This is a genomic window from Streptosporangium oxazolinicum, assembly GCF_039537505.1.
Classification (GTDB): domain Bacteria; phylum Actinomycetota; class Actinomycetes; order Streptosporangiales; family Streptosporangiaceae; genus Streptosporangium; species Streptosporangium oxazolinicum.
Genome location: NZ_BAABAQ010000014.1, coordinates 223,952 through 237,113, shown reverse-complemented (window position 1 = coordinate 237,113; position 13,162 = coordinate 223,952). Strand labels below are relative to the sequence as shown.

General features: G+C 72.4%; 9 protein-coding genes and 1 pseudogene. 5 read left to right on the top strand and 5 right to left on the bottom strand.

Features of this window, described 5'->3' with window-relative positions; genetic code table 11:
- Nucleotide 1: 1 nt before the first annotated feature.
- From ABD817_RS32150 to ABD817_RS39675, 4 genes and pseudogenes are all read right to left on the bottom strand, one after another.
- A complete protein-coding gene (locus tag ABD817_RS32150; protein ID WP_344922036.1) occupies nucleotides 2-637 on the bottom strand; it encodes a GOLPH3/VPS74 family protein in 636 nt (211 codons plus the stop codon).
- A gap of 540 nt (nucleotides 638-1,177) precedes the next feature.
- Complete coding sequence (locus tag ABD817_RS32145) at nucleotides 1,178-1,951, bottom strand: MerR family transcriptional regulator (RefSeq protein WP_344922035.1); 774 nt, start codon at nucleotides 1,949-1,951, stop codon at nucleotides 1,178-1,180.
- 251 nt (nucleotides 1,952-2,202) lie between these two features.
- Nucleotides 2,203-3,402 (bottom strand): esterase-like activity of phytase family protein, encoded by a 1,200-nt coding sequence (locus tag ABD817_RS32140; protein WP_344922034.1) that lies wholly within the window; start codon nucleotides 3,400-3,402, stop codon nucleotides 2,203-2,205.
- Nucleotides 3,399-4,331, bottom strand: a pseudogene (locus tag ABD817_RS39675) (hypothetical protein); the annotation flags it as partial. The pseudogene ABD817_RS39675 and the gene ABD817_RS32140, both read right to left, overlap by 4 nt.
- On the opposite strand from ABD817_RS39675, the gene ABD817_RS32135 reads away from it, so the two are divergent.
- From ABD817_RS32135 to ABD817_RS32120, 4 genes are all read left to right on the top strand, one after another.
- The gene (locus tag ABD817_RS32135) at nucleotides 4,303-5,451 is read left to right on the top strand and encodes a glycosyltransferase family 4 protein (protein ID WP_344922033.1); all 1,149 of its coding nucleotides are present in this window, start codon (nucleotides 4,303-4,305) and stop codon (nucleotides 5,449-5,451) included. The pseudogene ABD817_RS39675 and the gene ABD817_RS32135 sit on opposite strands and share 29 nt — an antisense overlap.
- A 191-nt stretch (nucleotides 5,452-5,642) precedes the next feature.
- Complete coding sequence (locus ABD817_RS32130; protein WP_344922032.1) at nucleotides 5,643-6,782, top strand: glycosyltransferase; 1,140 nt, start codon at nucleotides 5,643-5,645, stop codon at nucleotides 6,780-6,782.
- Nucleotides 6,779-7,834, top strand: coding sequence for a glycosyltransferase (locus ABD817_RS32125; RefSeq protein WP_344922031.1), 1,056 nt, complete (start codon nucleotides 6,779-6,781; stop codon nucleotides 7,832-7,834). Before ABD817_RS32130 ends, ABD817_RS32125 begins: the two co-directional genes overlap by 4 nt.
- A gap of 235 nt (nucleotides 7,835-8,069) precedes the next feature.
- Nucleotides 8,070-9,554, top strand: coding sequence for a glycoside hydrolase family 130 protein (locus tag ABD817_RS32120; RefSeq protein ID WP_344922030.1), 1,485 nt, complete (start codon nucleotides 8,070-8,072; stop codon nucleotides 9,552-9,554).
- A 105-nt stretch (nucleotides 9,555-9,659) separates the two neighbouring features.
- Here ABD817_RS32120 and ABD817_RS32115 read toward each other — a convergent pair whose 3' ends face one another.
- Nucleotides 9,660-10,766, bottom strand: coding sequence for a M12 family metallopeptidase (locus ABD817_RS32115; protein ID WP_344922029.1), 1,107 nt, complete (start codon nucleotides 10,764-10,766; stop codon nucleotides 9,660-9,662).
- A 124-nt stretch (nucleotides 10,767-10,890) separates the two neighbouring features.
- Between ABD817_RS32115 and ABD817_RS32110 the strand changes: the two genes are divergently transcribed.
- The gene (locus tag ABD817_RS32110) at nucleotides 10,891-13,119 is read left to right on the top strand and encodes a LuxR C-terminal-related transcriptional regulator (protein WP_344922027.1); all 2,229 of its coding nucleotides are present in this window, start codon (nucleotides 10,891-10,893) and stop codon (nucleotides 13,117-13,119) included.
- The last annotated feature ends 43 nt before the right edge of the window (nucleotides 13,120-13,162 follow it).

Genomic DNA, 13,162 nt, shown 5'->3' with positions numbered 1-13,162 from the left:
TTCAGCGGCGGCTGATGACGGAGTCACCTACGGCAGCCTCGGTCTGGGCGATCAGTTCCTGGAGCGGCGCCGGAAGGGTGGCGATCGCGTCGGAGAGGTATTTCGGGTTCTGCTCCCACAGGACGAGCTGGTTGCCGCCGGTCGCGACGAGCAGTCCCAGCAGGACGCGGTCCTGGACGTGGAGTGGCTCACGGCGTTGGATCGCCAGGTTGACGCGTCCGCCGGGCCAGGCCGCGATGTTCACGTCGACCGGCACCCGCCTCCGCGACAGGCGTCTGCCGGGCGGGCGCAGCAGCCCGTCGGCGGTCATCCGGGCGGCCACGTCGGCGAGTGCCGTACGGGCGAGGAAATGCAGCCAGGTCCGGAAGCGGTGCGAGGGTTCGGCGACGATGTGGTCCAGGGCGGTCCTGGTGAGCGCGTCCTCCGGCGGTGTCGCGTCGAGGGCGACGAGCCGTATCTGTCCGGCCGCCAGCCCCACGGTCACCCGTCCGGCGAGCATCAGTTCTCCCAGGACGGCGGCGGCCAGCCCCAGATCGGTCAGGCGGGCGTGAAGCCTCATCCGGCCGGTCGCGTTGTCATGCATGACAAAAAACAGATCGTTGGCCAATCGGGTTCCTGAAAGATCAACTCCAACCACGAACGGCGATCGTATAGCTAAATCATTAAATTTGTCATTACGCGAACAAAGTTCTAGCGCTGGACATAGATCGACTAGACGAAAACCGAATAAACAGACAGATAGCCGACAACCTGGAGCTATGAGGAGAGGCGTTCCGACGACTCCGGCGAATCCAAGAATTTACCTATTTTTGGCCAACCGCAAGCGGGTGCCGGGAAGCGCCCCATCAAGGATCACCGGAGCCGGAACAACCCCGGTCAGGCGACTTCCGAAAGCACGGCCCCGCGAATCCCCACCGGGTTTTGATACGGTCATTTTTGACAGTTTGGGACTGACATAATGCCGCGCGGGCTTCCCTCTCTCCCGCCACGGTGGTAGCGGGCGAGGGCCGCGCCTTCGAAGCCGCCGTCCCAGCCGGAGCGGACGGGCATGTCGAACGCCCGCCCGTGACGGGCCGCGACGGTGTACAGGGCTCCGCCGCTCGTCGCGTAAGCGGGCCTCCGGTGACCGAGAACCCGCGCACGGGGACTTCGGGGTCGTCGGCGGCCGAATACCAGCTCATTCCGGGTCTTCCAGTTTGATCATCAGACGCGTCACCAGCCGGTCCTGTGGCGTGGTGGCGGGGTTGGAGACGTAAACCTCGCGCAGCGGGCCGCCGGGCGTGTGCCCGCGCTCGCCCACCCACGCGAGCAGCGCGTGCACGGTGAGCGGGATCTGGTCGTACGCCCCGATGTGGGTCGCCGACGCGTACCGGCCGCCCGGCAGGACGTCCCGGGACGTCCCCGGGACGTCCTCGGACGTCTCCAGCGCGACGGCCACGGTCACCTCTTCCGCGAGGTCGAGGGGGAACAGGCCGACCAGGAGCCCGTCCGGCGCGCCCGCCGCCGCGAGCAACCGGGCCACACACGCAGAGGTGACGGGGCCGATGCGTTCCAGCGGCGCGGTGTCCCGTACGACGGCCACCCTCCGGGCGGGCTCGCGGACGACGGTCACCTCCGGCCGGGGCAGGCCCTCGGAGAGGATGCGCTCCAGCGCGGCGACATTACGCTCGCGGCGCGCCAGGTCGGCCTCCATGCGGTCGCGTACACCGCCGAGCACGCCCGCCTCGCCGGACAGCACCCGCCCGATCGAGGGCAGGGGGACGTCGAGGGAGCGCAGCAGGCCGATCAGCATCGCGGCGCGTGCCTGGTCCGGCCGGTAGTAGCGGTAGCCGGTGTCCGGATCGACGTGGGCCGGGGTCAGCAGGCCCAGCTCGTCGTAGTGGCGCAGTTGCTTGACGCTGAGCCGGCACAGCCGGGCGAACCGCCCGATCGGCAGGTGTCCCTCGTTCACGTCATCAGCATGGCCCCTCCCGATCTCCCCGTGGGCGCCGGGACCGGTCACGGGACAGCGGGGAGGACCCGGCCGTGTGCCGGGATCGCGGCGTTTCCCGTGATGGGAGACCTGTCCGCAGCGGGCGTGGCCGGGACCCTTGTCGCGGGTCCGGGCCACGCCGGAGTTCTTTCTCGATCGGGGTCGCCGTCACCTCACGGTCAGCGGCGACACCGGTTGTCCCCTGCCACCTCGCGTCGCTCCGACGGCCGTCAGCAGCCCCGGGCGGCGAAGGCCAGGAACTGGGTGACCTCGTCGCTGTCGAAGTTGTCGTCGGAGCCGATCACCAGCGTGCACTCGCCGCCGCGCAGGCGCGGCCCCCAGGCGAGGCTCTCCAGGTTCTGTACCGGTGGCCGCACCGTGCTGAGGTCGGAGACGAGCCGCTTGGAAACCGGGCGGTAGGGGCGTCCGGTGGCCAGGCTGTCGCGGGCCAGCACGTTCGTGGCGCCGCGCAGGTCGATCTCGTACAGCTTGGCCCTGTAGCCGACCCCCTCGATCCAGGAGCGCTCAAGGGCGAGGTGGCGGTTGTCGTCGATCGCGAGGATCTCCGAGACGCCGCTGTCGGACTTGCCGTTCGCCGGGATCGGCGCCGCCGGGAGCTTGTCGATCGGGTAGGCGTACTGGCCGCGCGGGCGTCCGTCGCGGTCCCACACGGTGATGCGGGCCGGGGCGCCCTGGGCGACGGTCGGCGGCGCGCCGTCCTCGTACCTCGGCCCCTCCGTGACGGCCGCGATGGTCCGCTCCGTGGAGGTCAGCCCCTCGAACCCGAGGTTGCGCCGGGGGCCGCTGGTGGTGCCGGTCATCTTCAGGTTGCGGGGAATCCGCAGTTCCCCGAGGTGACGGCCCTCGGTGCCGGTCCAGCTCACCGACAGGTCGGAGACCGGGATGCTGGGATTCTCCGTGTCCGGCCGGTCGCCCTCGTTGGCCCACAGCAGCCTGCGGCTCCACCGGTCGTAGCGGATCGTCTCGGGATCGGCGGACCTGGGCCGCCCGTAGGCCGGGTAGGAGCTCCCGCCGGGACGTCGCAGGGTGGTGACCCCGGTGAGGTTCACCCCGGTGAACGCTCCGGTGACCGGGTTGATGTCGAGACGGCCGGTGTAGAAGCGGGCCGGGTTGTAGCGCCACCGGTCGTCGGAGATGAAGTACCAGGTGCCGGTGCGCGGGTCACGGTCGAGACCGGAGAGGCCGCCGACGGTGGTCCCCCGGAAGCGCATCTTGTGCGGCAGGCGCTGCTCGCCGAGAAAGCGGGTGATCCGGAGCCCCTGCGGCGGAGCCGCGACCTCCGCCGGGGACTGTGCGGCCGCTGTCGAGGGTCGCGCGACCGCCGTCGACGTCTGCGCGCCGACGATCCCGAGGCTGACCGCCGTCGCGAGTGCGGCCGCGAGTGCCGTCATTCTTCGCGAATTGGTCATATGACTCTCCTCTTCCCAGAAATGATCCCGAAAGAACTGGCTGGAATATGAGATCGCGGATTGCCGAGAATTTCCATGAGAATCAACATCTCAATGCCCGTTGGCCGCTCAATGACAGGGCAGAACACATCATTTGTCATGCGTTCACCGCCATTAAGTCGACGATCGGGGCAAGGCACTTCAAAGCCTGCGGGCACGGACGTCAGGGACAGCGCCGTACGAGCAGCTCGCGCCTCGAACGCCCACGCGCACGGGGATCCGGCGGCACCCGCGACCGCCGTGCCCCGGGGCGGGTCCCGCCGGGCGGAACGTGCCCGCACGACGGCGGAGCGCCATTTCCCCGGCGCGTGAATCGCACCGGAATGGATGGCGATCGGCCTGTCATGACACGGAGAGGTCATCGTGACGCACGAAAGCCTATTGCGGGGTTTATTTCTCGATCGCGGTAACGCGTGCACGAATGCAAGACACCGGGGGCGATCCGGCTTACTGGCCTCCTTGTCCAGATTCAGGGAGTTAAGGGTGGCTTCCAGCGTGAGGGGTACGTTCGAGGGGACGCCGACAACTCCGCCGGGTCTACTCCATACGGGCACCTGGACGGCGAAAACATGGCGAATATCAAACACACGTACGAGCCGCACCTGCGGATCTCCGGTCAGCCCCGCGACCTGACGCCGCGCCCGCACGGCTCCAGGCTCACCGAGAACGGGCCCCGGGTCACTGAAACGGCCGGGCGGACACCTCACACCATGCCGGTGAATTTCGGCAGCGCGGTTTTTGCCGGGTTCTGTCCTTACCAGTCCGGTAGAGGGGTGAATCTGTGAGATTGAGAGAAGACCGGAAACGGGCCCGCACCGGATCCGGTGGCCGGTGAACACGGCCCCGGCGAAGGCGAACCCAATGAAGACGGACCCGGTGAAGACGGACCCGGTGAAGACGGACCCGGTGAAGACGGACCCGGTGAAGACGGCATCAGCGAAAACGGCCCAGCCGGAGACGGCCCGACCGGAGGCGGCTCACCCGGCGTCGCGGGTGACCCCGCTGAGGGTGGCCCTGCTGGGGCCGATCGCCTGGCGTACGCCGCCGCGCCACTACGGGCCGTGGGAGCAGGTCACCGGCCTGCTCGCCGAGGGACTGACCGCCAGGGGTGTCGACGTGACGCTCTTCGCCACCCTCGACTCGATCACCTCGGGGACGCTCGACGGGGTCTGCCCCACCGGGTACGCCGAGGATCCGTCCCTCGACGGCCGGGTGTGGGAGGCGATGCACGTCGCGCACGCGCTGGGGCGTTCCGCCGACTTCGACCTCGTCCACAGCCATCTCGACTGGCTGCCCCTGGCCTTCGCGGACCACTGCCGCGCCCCGCTGCTCACCACGGTCCACGGGTTCTCCGGGGCGGGGATCCTGCCCGCCTACGCCCGTGCCCGGTCGGCCTACGTCTCCATCTCCGACGCCGACCGCTCCCCCGAGCTCGACTACGTCGCCACGGTCCACCACGGCATCGACCTGGGCCTCCTGCCCTTCGACCCCCGTGGCGGCCGGGGGCTGGTCGTCTTCGGCCGGGTCCATCCCGACAAGGGGACGCACGCGGCGATCGAGATCGCGCGGCGGGCCGGGCTGCCGCTGACCGTCTGCGGGATCGTCCAGGACCGGGACTACTTCGAGGAGCGGGTCGCCCCGCACGTCGACGGCGAGCGGGTCAGGTTCCTCGGCTCGGTCGGGCCCGAGCGGCGCGCGGAGATCCTCGGCGGAAGCGCGGCCCTGCTGCATCCCGTCGCGTTCGACGAGCCCTTCGGCCTGTCGGTGGTCGAGTCGATGGCCTGCGGCACCCCCGTGGTCGCCTACCGGCGCGGGTCGATGGCCGAGGTCGTGGACCCGGGGGTGACGGGCTTCCTGGTGGACACCGTGGAGGAGGCGGTCTCCGCGGTTTCGCGCGTCGGAACGATCGACCGGGCGGGTTGCCGTGCCCAGGCCGAACACAGATTCGGCGTGGACAGAATGGTGACCAACTATTTACGCATCTACCGCGACATAGTGGACCGAGCGTAATCCCCTGATACTGTCGGAGTGACGTAGCCCCCGCGATCCTTCTGCGGGGTCGCGGCAGCCGGGCCCCGACGAGGACGGCCCCCGGCGCCAGGCTTCGGTTCCATCCGTCATCACGCTGACCGATGGACGTCGTCACCGCGTGAGGTCCGCGTCCGTGAGCCGGAGCGGCCGATGACCGGAAGGCTTGGCAGTTGGCCCGTACATATGGATTTCTCAGCACCCACCCGCCCACACAGTGCGGGCTGGCCACCTTCAACTCCGCCCTGGCCGCCCACCTCACCGAGGGGGGCACCCGCGGCGGGATCGTCCGCGTCACCACGGACGCCGACGACGAACGCCCCGCGCCCGGGGTCGTGCACACCTGGGCACCCGGGAGGAACGAGAGCTGGAAGGCGGCGGCCTCCGCCCTGGAACGGTTCGACGTCGCGGTGATCCAGCACGAGTACGGCATCTACCCCGGCACCGACGGCCAGGACGTCCTGCCGCTGCTGCGGCATCTCACGGTGCCCAGCATCGTGGTCCTGCACACCGTGCTGACCCGGCCGACCCTCCGGCAGCGAAGGCTGCTCGAACAGATCGTGGACGCCGCCGGCGCGGTGGTCACCATGACCGGTACCGCCCGCGACCGGCTGCTCGCGGGCTACCACGTCAACGCTGCCAAGGTGTCCGTCATCCCGCACGGCGCCGCCGACCACATGCGCGTCCCGGCCGAGCGCCGCCCCCGGCCGCACCTGCTCACCTGGGGGCTGATCGGCCCCGGCAAGGGCATCGAGTGGGCGTTGCGGGCGCTCGCCCTGCTGGGGGACCTCTCGCCCTCGCCCACGTACACGATCGCGGGCAAGACCCACCCCAAGGTGCTCGAACAGCACGGGGAGGCCTACCGCACCCGGCTGCAGCGGATGGGGGCGCGGCTCGGCGTGTCCGGCTCCGTGCGGTACGACCCGGTCTACCGCGATCAGGCCTCGCTGATCCGGCTGGTCCGTTCGGCCGACGTGGTCGTGCTGCCGTACGACTCGCACGAGCAGGTCACCTCCGGCGTCCTGATCGAGGCGGTGGCGGCCGGGGTCCCGGTCGTCGCCACGTCCTTCCCGCACGCCGTGGAACTGCTCACCGACGGGCCCGGCCTGCTCGTACCCCACGAGGACCCCGCGGCGCTCGCCTCGGCCGTACGCCGGATCCTCACCGAGCCCGGTCTGGCCGAGGACCTCGGGAACCGTACCCACGCCCTGGTCCCGACCCTGCTGTGGCCCGCCGTCGCGGCGCGCTACGAGGACCTCGCCCGGGGCCTCCTCGCCGGACGCCCGGCACCCGTGGCGGTGGCCCTGCCGTGACCCCCGCCCCCCACGCGCCCCCCTCGGTCGCCTCCGCCGTGCCCGGCTTCGGGCACCTGGCACGGCTGAGCGACGACACCGGCCTGTTCGAGCACGCCCGGCACGCCGTCGTCCGCCGCCAGCACGGCTACTGCACCGACGACGTCGCCCGCGGGCTCGTCGTGACCAGCCGCGAACCGGCGCCGACCCTCCGGGTCCGGCGGCTCGCGGAGTGCTACCTGGCCTTCCTCACGCACGCGCAGGACGGCTCCGGCGCGTTCCACAACCGTCTCTCCCACGACCGGCGCTGGACCGACGAACCCGGCCTCGGCGACTGGTGGGGACGGGCGCTGTGGGGCCTGGGCACCGCGGCGGCCCGCAACCCCGCCCCGTGGATCCGCGACGAGGCCCTGATCTCCTTCGCCCTCGGCGCCACCAGGCGGTCCCCGCACCCGCGCGCCATGGCGTTCGCCGGGCTCGGCGCGGCGGAGGTCCTGCGCGTCCTGCCGGGCGACGCCCCGGCCAAGGCCCTGCTCGCGGACGCCGCCCTCGCGGTCGGCGTCCCCTCCGCCGATCCGGACTGGCCGTGGCCGCAGCCGCGGTTGACGTACGCCAACGCCGCCCTCGCCGAGGTGCTCATCGCGGCGGGCCACCTCGGCGGGGACACCGCGATGCTCGCCGACGGCCTGCGGATGCTGACCTGGCTCCGCGACATCCAGACCAGGGACGGGCGGCTGTCCGTCGTACCCGTCGCCGGGTGGCGGCGGCACGCGCCGCGGGACCGCTACGACCAGCAGCCGATCGAGGTCGCCGCGCTCGCCGACGCCTGCGCCACCGCGGGCGCCGTCACCGGCGACCCCTCCTGGCGGGCGGGGGTGTGGCAGGCGTCGGCGTGGTTCCAGGGCGCCAACGACCGGGGGACGGCCATGTGGGACATCGCGACCGGAGGGGGTTACGACGGCCTCACCCGGGACGGCCCCAACCTGAACCAGGGCGCGGAGTCGACCCTCGCGCTCATCTCCACCCTGCAGCAGGCCGAACGCCTGACGAGCGAACGGAGTGAGGTCCTCTGAGGGCATCGTGCCCTGGTCACGCAACCGATCGGGATGATGTCATGGATGTCATGGACGTCATGACGGGATACGGCGTGACCCCCACCCGGCGTCGCGGGCCGCCCGCGCCCCCCGGAGGGCGCCGCGCCTCCGCCGTCTCGGCCGCGCGTCCCGGGAGACACCGCGTCTTCGCCGTCTCGGCCGCGCGTCCCGGGAGGCACCGCGTCCCGGCCGCGAGATCGGCGGACGAGGTGCCATGACCGTCCGGGACCTGGCCACCCGGCTCGACCAGAGCCTCGCCCCCGACCCGCGAAGGGTGATCGTCAAGCTGTTCGTGCCCGGCGAGGACGCCGCCGTGGCGCGCGGCCGGGCCTCCGCCCTGATCGAGCGCGTCACGCTCCTCGGCCATGACGAGACCGCCGCGCTGCTGGAGGAGACGCTGCGGGGGTTCGGCGACCGGCACCGCGACCTCGCGACGACCTTCCTGCACCACTACGACCTGGTCCGCGACCGGGTTCCGAGCCACCTCGACCTGCGGCCTGCGGCCCGTCTCCTGGTCGGCGCCTATTTCAGCCACGAGTACGCGGTGGAGGGCGCCGCGCTGTGCAACCCCTCGATGGTCGCCCACCCCGACCAGTCCGGCCTGAGCCCGGGACGGCTGCGCGCGGTGATCAGCACGCGGCAGATCGGCGAGGGCCACCTGTCGTCCATCGGCTTCGCCACGGCGGTGCTCGGCCCCGGTGACGAGCTCGTCGTCGCCGACCGCTCGGGACCGCTGACCACCGGCTCCCGGCACGGCGTCCTCCACCGGCGCGACCTGTTCGCCGCCGCGCTCGCCGACGAGGACCGGGACGACGAGGTCTCCGCCACCGTGCTGGGCTCGCTGCCGGAGCTCTTCGGCGACGATGACTTCGAGCGGGCGGTCGCCCGGCTCCCCGCCGACCTGCTCGCCCGTACCACCACGCACGGCACCGTGGAGGAGCTGCGCCGGGCGACGGCCTCCGACTACGCCGTGACCTTCCCCGCCGACGTCCCCCTTGAGCGGCGGGTGCTCTGGCCCGCCACCGCGGCCGAGAGCAACGGGATGGAGGACGCCCGTTTTGTGAGGTTTGTCGACGAGGACGGCACGCCTTCGTACCGCGCCACCTACACCGCCTACGACGGGCGGCACATCCGCTCGCGCATGCTCACCAGCGACGACCTGCGCACCTTCGAGGTCACCCCGCTGCGCGGGCCCGCCGCCGCCAACAAGGGGATGGCGCTGTTCCCGCGCCCGGTGGGCGGGCGCCAGCTGGCGCTGTGCCGCTCCGACGGCGAGACCATCGGCCTGACCTCCCTCGGCGAGGACAGCAGGTGGCGGCGGCCGGTGCCGCTGCACACCCCCCGCAGCGGCTGGGAGCTGGTCCAGGTCGGCAACTGCGGCTCCCCTCTGGAGACCGAGTCGGGCTGGCTCGTCCTGACCCACGGCGTCGGCCCGATGCGCCGCTACGCCATCGGCGCGCTGCTGCTCGACCTGGACGAGCCGCACCGCGTCGTCGCCGAGCTCCCGGGTACGCTCCTCACCCCCGGCGACACCGAGCGCGAGGGGTACGTGCCCAACGTCGTGTACTCCTGCGGCGGCCTGCTGCACGCGGACGCCCTCTGGTTGCCGTACGGGGCGAGCGACGCCCGGATCGGGTTCGCCCGCGTGGCCCTCGCCACCCTTCTGGGGGCGATGCGGTCCCCGCCGGGAGCCGGGTGAGTCATTCATCCGGAGCACCCGGATGAGGACGCGCGCTCTCCCGCTCCGGGAGGCTCTTCACGAGAACCCCGCGGATCCGGCCACGGTTCCCGGGCGGCGCTGGCCTCACCAGCACATGACGGCGGCCTGGCCGGGTCCCCAGCAGGAGTGCACCCGCGCGCGGAGGACGTAGCGGCGGTCCCTGAGCAGATGGACGCGGAGCGACGCGTTGCGCGGGTGCCCTCCGTCGTCGTCGCCCGCCAGGTAGCGCAGGTCACCGCCGACCTCCTCGAACAGCACCAGCACCGTGTCGCACTCGCCGAAGACACCGACGGTGTAGTCACGGGTCGCGCGAGGGGCGATCACGAAGTCGCGCTGCTCCCCCGTCTCGGTGCCGAGCGGGGCGGAGCGGAACGGCGACAGCTCGGGCGGCTCGGCGCCCGGAAGTGGGTACCAGCGCCGGGCGAACGCGGCGTCGAGCTCGGAGACGGTGCCCGGCGGCGCGATCCCCGCCCGGTAACACGGGGGCTCCAGGATGAGCCCCGGGCCGAACCGGTATCCCATGACGGAGAGCGGGTCCCACACCGGGCCGTTCGTCTCGCTCTCGTCGAGCCTGCGGATGACGTTGTGGAACGTCCGCGACCTCGGCCAGAGGTTCGGCGGCCCCGCGAGGTCCTCGTAGACGGCCTCCTCGTCCCAGAGGATGCCCGAGTACGGGCTCTGGTGCTCGTGGACCATGCCGATGACGTGGCCGATCTGGTGCAGCACGGCGCCCCGGCCGTGCGGCCCGGTGAGATCCCAGCCGAAGTTCACCGTGCGGGAGGCGGTCCCGACGCGGAGCGCGTCGCGTCCCACGGCCGACCACGATCCGGCGTCCCGCCGGAACCCGATCCGCACCTCCGCCTCGGTACGGTCGGCGACCTCGGCGAACTCCAGCCCGATGCCGAGATCCTTCCACTCCTGGAAACCCCGGCGCACGGCCTCGCGCTGCTCTCCGTCATACCGCCCGCCGTCCCCCTGCCCGCCGTCACGTTGCCGGCTCAGGAAGCAGTAGTGCAGGACCGTACCGTTCAGCCACGCCCGCCGCCCCGAGAGCAGGGCCTCGCGCCGCCTTCCCTCAAGCCCGTCCGGCGGCGTGTGGGCGGGGTACGGCGGGAGCGAGCAGTGCCGGACGCGGGTGTCGTCCGCCCTCATCGGCATTCCCGCGGCCTGGAGACCCCCGCCTTCGGGCATGGTGAGGAGATCAAGGAAACCGTGTCCACATGCCACGAGACTGGAGATGGAATCCCGGGCGCGCATGAGTAGGGGGTACTCAATTCCACGTGTATCAAGGACGGGCGGCCCGGCTCATACCGCTGTGAGAAACCCACGGTCCCCCTGGCCGTTCACGGCCAGGACTGAGGAACTCGATCTCGTACGGCGACACCTGGCGGCCGGTCGCCGGGGCGTCGTCGTGACCGGCGCGGCGGGGAGCGGCAGAAGCCGCCTGGTCGCCGAGGCCGTCCCCGAGGCTGTGACCGAGCCGCTCCACGCGCGGATCACCGGAACGCCCGGCATCCAGCACATCCCGCTCGCCGCCTTCGCCCCTCTCCTTTCCCGTCCCCCGCGCCTCGCGGAGCTCTCCACCTCCCCGGGGCCGGCCCCGTACCTCACGAAATCCTCCCCGCGCCCCACGGGGCTCCTCTGCCCACCGGACCCCGTCGAGGCGCTGGACGGGGTGCGCGTGCTCGTCGTGGACGACGCCCACCTCCTCGACGACTCCTCGGCCGCGCTCGTCCTCCGTCTGGCGCTCAGGGGACGCACCCGCCTGCTCGTCACGGTCAGGGAGGGCGAGCCCGTCCCGGAGGACGTCTCCAGGCTCTGGGAGGAGAACCTCCTGCCGCGCATGGCACTGGCCCCTCTGACGGAGAGCGAGTGCGGCGAGCTGCTGTCCCGGGCGGTGGGCGGCTACGTGGACACCCTCACCGTCCGGCGCCTGCACCGGGCGAGCCGCGGCGACCTGCGGCTCCTGCGCGAGCTGGTCGTCGCCGTCCACGCAGGGGGAGACCTGAGCCACGTGTCGGGCACGTGGACCTGGCGCGGGACTCCTCCGGTGACGGCGCGCGTCAGGGAGCTGGTGGAGGACACGATCCGCGACGTCGGCGGGGAGGAGCGGAGGGCACTGGAACTCATCGCGTCCGGCGGGCCCCTCAAGCTCACCACGCCCGGCGGATCCCCGAAGCCCAACGCGTCCGGCGGGCCGCTGGACGCGGACACGGGCACGGGCACGGACGCGGGCACGGACGCGGACACGGGCACGGACACGGGCACGGGCACGGGCACGGGCACGGACGCGGCGGGCGCCGGGGTGGCCTTCGCCGTCCTCGAACGGCTGCGGGCGAAGGGGCTGGTCACCGTGGACGACCGGCTGTCGATCCGGCTCGCCCACCCGCTGCACGGCCCGGTGCTCCGGGCCGCCGCGAAGCGCCCTCGGACGGGCGGGCCGTCCGGCGCGCGACGGCGCCCCCGGGCCACGGCGCTGGAGGCCGAGTGCGAGGAGCTGGCCGTACGCGCGTACGCGGGAAGGCTCTCGGGGATCCCGCGCGGCATCGGCGAGCGGATGGCCGAGGAGGACACCGGCTGGGACGAGCCCGCGATGCCGGAGTTCTGCGCGCGGCGGGCCCGGGTCGCCCGGCTTCGCGGGGAGACCCGCGAGGCCATCGCCTGGAGCCGCGAGGGGCTGCGCCGCGCCCCCCACCACCGCGGCTGCCTGGCCGAACTCGCCCACGCCTCCGCCTACATCGGCGACCTGACGACGGCGTGGCAGGCCCTGTCGCGCGGTCCGGCCCCCGGCGGGGACGTACGAACGCGCGTGTGGCCCGCCCCCCAGGACCGCCCCCCGGCACCCCCGATACGCCCGGCACCTCCCGCACGCCCGGCACGCCCGCTGCTCGCGGTGGCCCCGGGGGACACGTCGTCGTGGGCCCTCGCCACCGAGCGGGCGCGGACCTGGACGCTCGCCGCCGAGGGGGACCTCGACGGTGCCCTGCGGTCCGCGCTGCGCGCCGCCGGAGACGGCCCGCTCGAAGACGACCTCTTCGCCCTGCACGACGTGGTGCGGCTCGGTACCCCCGAGCTGGTCGTCGGACGGCTCGGGGAGCTGGCCGACCGCACGGAGGGGGACCTCGCCGCCCTGCTGGCGTGGCACGCCCGTGCGCTGGCCGGGCGCGACGGGGAGGCCCTGGACAAGGTGGCGCGGGGTCTCGCCGACCTCGGCCTGGTACTGCACGCGGCGGAGGCGTTCGCGCACGCGGCCCTCGTCCACGACGACCGGCGTGCCTCGCAGTCCTCCAGGAACCGGGCCTCCACGCTGGCGGGCGCCTGCCAGGGGGCCCGCAGCTCCGCCCTGGTCAACCTCGCGCTGCCGAAACTGACCGCACGCCAGCGGCAGATCGTCAGCCTCGCGGCGGCGGGCCTGACCAACCGGCAGATCGCCGAGCAGCTCACGGTGTCGATCCGTACGGTGGCCAACCACCTGTGCGACGCCTACGCGCGGCTCGGCAGCAGCGACCGCGCCGGCCTGGGAAGGCTCTTCACCGTCGGCTGACACAACTCACCATCGGCTGACGCACCTCACCGGCGTCCGGCAC

Coding starts and splice junctions, on each gene's coding strand:
- ABD817_RS32140 (WP_344922034.1), bottom strand. CDS start 3,402: ATGACCAATTCGCGAAGAATGACGGCACTCGCGGCCGCACTCGCGACG.
- ABD817_RS32135 (WP_344922033.1), top strand. CDS start 4,303: ATGAAGACGGACCCGGTGAAGACGGACCCGGTGAAGACGGACCCGGTG.
- ABD817_RS32120 (WP_344922030.1), top strand. CDS start 8,070: ATGACCGTCCGGGACCTGGCCACCCGGCTCGACCAGAGCCTCGCCCCC.
- ABD817_RS32115 (WP_344922029.1), bottom strand. CDS start 10,766: ATGCCCGAAGGCGGGGGTCTCCAGGCCGCGGGAATGCCGATGAGGGCG.